Here is a 4,001-nt window from a genome sequence, read left to right on the forward strand (position 1 = left end):
GGGGGAAAATTCCGGGACTTTTTCCCTGAAAATTAGGTAATTGACCACCTGAAAATCGGTAAAACCCCACACCCCACACCCCACACCCCACACCCTGCCCCTAGGAAAAGCTTTTTGCCGCAAACCCTAAATAGGATTGATTGGGATTGCTAAGGCTGGACGGGGTGGTTTTCTAAGCTTTTAACCACACTTTGATTCATTTGCCGCACTAATTGACAAAAATGAGCGATCGGTGGTATCTGTAGGCGATCGCTAGTGGTGACAAGGACTACCTGACGGGTGAGACGATGACTAAATTTACCATTGTTAAGATGGGGATTTTCGCTACTAGGGGAAGCAAGAGGACGAATGGCGAGGGTGGCATCGCTACGGGCCTCCATCAGGGCGGATTGGGGCAGAAGAGCGATAATATTACCCTGACGCACCACACCGCGAAAAGCATCGAGGGTGTTTAATTCCATGACGGTTTTCAGGTGGGCATCCTGACGGGAAAACCATTCTTGTACTAATCTTTGCATTCCGTAGCCGTCTTTGAAAACCACTTGCGGATAGGGGATTAATTCTGACCATGGCACTTCTTTGTATTGGGCGAGGGGATGATTAGCGGCCATGAGAATTTCGATCGCTTCTTGGTATAATACCTCGACCACCATCTCCGGGCTAGAGGTGAGAAAACGATTATTCATTACCAACGCCACATCTACTAAACCATCCCGCAGCACTTTTAAGGCGCGATCGCTGCCTAGGGCTGTAACTCTTAACTGAACTTCTGGGTATTCAGCACAAAATTTCGGCAAAATCGGCGGTAAATAGTGGGCGCACACGGAATGAATCGCCGCCACGCACAATTCTGGCTGTTTTCCTGCCTGTAGGTCGGTGATTTCCTCGTGAATATTCGTCCATTCTTGACAAATTCGTTTCGCCCGGGGCAGTAATTTCTCGCCAGCAATGGTTAATTTCGCTTGGGCGGTACGATGAAAAAGAGGTAAGCCCAAATCGGTTTCTAGGGATTGAATCTGGCGGCTGATAGTCGATTGGGTGACTCCACACTGGCGCGCGGCTTGACCAAAATTGCCCGTATCGGCTACGGCTAAAAAGGCTTGCAATTGCTCGATCCGCATTCTTTCTCGTTTTAATTACATTCCGTCATGACCTTATGACGATAACGAATTTTATTCTGACTTTTGGTAGAAATTGCTACCGTTTTCTCAGTTATCAGTTATTTCATCGGTCAGCCTTGAACTACTTCTCGCTCATAATTGGGCTGTTGAACTGTCTTTTTTCTGGCAGATTCAACAATCCTGATTTCATCAGAATATTTTCTACCTTGCTAGGGATTCCTAGGAATGTAATCTGGGATAAAGTTAAGTAGGTAGGTGTTAAAAGTTGTCAGAGTAACCTTTAGGGTGGTTGGGTTTCGCTTAAACAAGCGACTTGAGCTATTTTCGACCCGGTATTGTTGCGCTCAACCCAACCTACGAGCGATGCGATCGCTGCGCTTTTTTCTGGCTTGAGATTTTGAGTTTTACGGCAACTGCTTGAGTTTTTTTGAATTACCTCTTGACAATCAAGACAGTCGCTACGAGGCGATGCGATCGCACTTATCAACTTCAATGAATGAGTAAGGTGCGTTCCCAAAAGTCGCTCGGTGGAGTGGTAGAACTGACCTTAGGGAACGCACCCTACGGCTACGGCAATAGCGACCGCATTGCTGTTGCGATCGCTATGAACCTGAGCTAAAACAAGCTACATCACGCGTAGTTTTGCAATCACTGGACGATGATCAGATACACCTGAAGGCAGTGTGATGACCTGATCAACCCTGACATTTTGGCTGACGAAAATGTGGTCAATGGGAATTTTTAGAGCTTGTTTCCAATGATCGAGATGGGATAGCGATCGCGCTTCGTCAGTATAAAACCAGGTTGGATTTAGTCCATGCCCTAGATTGACACTGCGTAATCCTGAGTTAATGATAAAGTTGCGAAAATAAATCGACCAGGAGGTGAGGTTAAAGTCACCCATTATTACGGTAGTGATTGACTGCTGTGCTGCATAGGCTGCCAGGGCCACCATCGCCTGGTTACGATTGATAAAGTTAGGCATGGATATAGGGGCAAGGGGATGGGCAACAACAACCCGAATGGGGTGTCCTGTCACATTAACGCTTGCGAATAGGCTATGGTGGCGGGTTCCCAAGTTGTCAGTCGTCGCCTCTGTAATGGGATAGCGGCTAAATAAACTCAGTCCGCCTCCCGTTGCGCGGTAATAGTAAGGATAAAGATCCTGCACATTGTCTAGTAGCTCTGCTGCCTGCTCCTTGAACGGTTCAACTAACCCGAATACATCTACGGGATTTGCCCGAACCAGGTCAGTCACGGCACTGGTCTCCCATAGTTGGTAGTTGACGTTGTAGGTCATTACAGTCAATGGGAAACCACCAGTTCTAGCATCTCGCAACCTCGGAACATACCAAGTACCAATTGTGCTGGCATAAAACCCCAGTCCGACAGCTAACGTGATCATCAATTTCCAGCGCGAAGGGCGGAACTTGGGTAAAAACAGAGCCAACAGCAAGATCAAAGTCAAGCCCGCAAACCAAAGATAGCCTGTCCCCACAATCTCAAAAAACCATAGCTTATACCATACTCCAGGGGTGAAGCTGATTAGCAACAGGCTAAGTGCCATCGACCACAGCAAAATACTGGTCAGCATAACATCTATTGAAAATCCAATGACTTTGTCACCGGGGACTAACCAGATATTATACGAAAACTTTCCACACATCACCCCCAATACACATTTTTTAAAAAATCTTTCTCTATATTACTCTCAAATAGAGCGATCGCAAGAAAATTTCCCGACAACATGACAATGAGCCTGTTATGCCGATTAGCACATTTTTTTATGAACCCTCCACCACTACCAGAGCAGCGATCATACTAATGTAAGAAATAGATGATCTATCCCCAATTAAGTGCTAATCTGGCAGAGGATATTAGATTACCTAGACTTATCAACTTCAATGAATGAGTAAGCTGCGTTCCCCAAAATCTATCGGTGCAGTAGTAGGACTGACCTTAGGAAACGCACCCTACGGCTACGGCAATAGCGATCGCACTTATAATTTGCCTAAAATTCTTTTGGCAATTTGAGATGGAACTCGAATGGGCATAATACTGTTTAGTTCATTATCTGCTCCATCATGAGTTCGATAGAAGAAGGGTACATGAGCACTTAGCGTCGAATATTCAGAGCTTTTGGGAAAAGATTCAAGTTCTTCAGTTCTCACAATTTCATAGAAACTACTGCCGTCAATTGAAGGAAACTGACCAATCAACAGATATTTTTCATCATTATCTTCTACCTTGCAGGATGGAAATGAGTAGTAATTCCTGTATCCGGACTTCCTCTCTAAATCAATCGAGTCACCATTAAGACATTTGATGGTAATCCTTTCTAACCTCTTGTGCTCCTCCCTGTAAAAATCAAGACCATCCTCAAAAATTTCACCAGGATATCTCCTCTCAAGTTCATCACCTTGACTTAATAGATAATTCACAGTCTCAGGATATAAGGGATAGTCTTGAGTACCAGTCAACTTTGATAGGATGTACGCCGCTCTCTCCTGTGGAAGGGCACTGATTAAAAAGTCAACTAAATTCTGCTCTTCTTCTGTAGTTTCCGCATTATCAAGTGTTAATTCTAATTGTCGAAGAACTTCACCAATTAATCCATCAAGAGATACGCTCATACTACGACGATCTCTTAACTCACTGACTTCAAATGATTTAGTCTTTGATTTAGCCATGTCAAACCCTCTTTACATAATATAGTAGCTATGGTACTGGGAAAACAAAATCTCGAAAAGTGTTGAAGTGAGGATATTCGTTAAGAAGCCGTTGCGTTTGTGATGACATTGAAAAATTTAGAGATGTAGAATCAGATAGATCGGATACTTGGATAAAAAATTCATTTTTTGTTAGTGAAATTATCATACC

General features: G+C 44.2%; 3 protein-coding genes. All 3 read right to left on the bottom strand.

Features of this window, described 5'->3' with window-relative positions; translation table 11 throughout:
- Positions 1 to 149 precede the first annotated feature (149 nt).
- The 3 genes from PX636_RS07710 to PX636_RS07720 all read right to left on the bottom strand — a co-directional run bounded on the left by PX636_RS07710 (position 150) and on the right by PX636_RS07720 (position 3,811).
- Positions 150 to 1,121, bottom strand: a complete 972-nt coding sequence (locus PX636_RS07710; RefSeq protein WP_004163287.1) for a LysR family transcriptional regulator — start codon at positions 1,119 to 1,121, stop codon at positions 150 to 152.
- Positions 1,122 to 1,746: 625 nt separating this feature from the next.
- A complete protein-coding gene (locus PX636_RS07715) occupies positions 1,747 to 2,715 on the bottom strand; it encodes an endonuclease/exonuclease/phosphatase family protein (RefSeq protein ID WP_231859712.1) in 969 nt (322 codons plus the stop codon).
- A 406-nt stretch (positions 2,716 to 3,121) separates the two neighbouring features.
- The gene (locus PX636_RS07720) at positions 3,122 to 3,811 is read right to left on the bottom strand and encodes a hypothetical protein (protein WP_002763613.1); all 690 of its coding nucleotides are present in this window, start codon (positions 3,809 to 3,811) and stop codon (positions 3,122 to 3,124) included.
- Between the last annotated feature and the right edge of the window lie 190 nt (positions 3,812 to 4,001).

This window comes from Microcystis sp. M53598_WE2, assembly GCF_030067735.1.
Taxonomy (GTDB): domain Bacteria; phylum Cyanobacteriota; class Cyanobacteriia; order Cyanobacteriales; family Microcystaceae; genus Microcystis; species Microcystis aeruginosa.

What these genes read in the sequence shown, in the direction of transcription:
- PX636_RS07710 (WP_004163287.1), bottom strand. Translation starts at nt 1,121, where the DNA reads ATGCGGATCGAGCAATTGCAAGCCTTTTTAGCCGTAGCCGATACGGGC.
- PX636_RS07715 (WP_231859712.1), bottom strand. Translation starts at nt 2,715, where the DNA reads ATGCTGACCAGTATTTTGCTGTGGTCGATGGCACTTAGCCTGTTGCTA.
- PX636_RS07720 (WP_002763613.1), bottom strand. Translation starts at nt 3,811, where the DNA reads ATGGCTAAATCAAAGACTAAATCATTTGAAGTCAGTGAGTTAAGAGAT.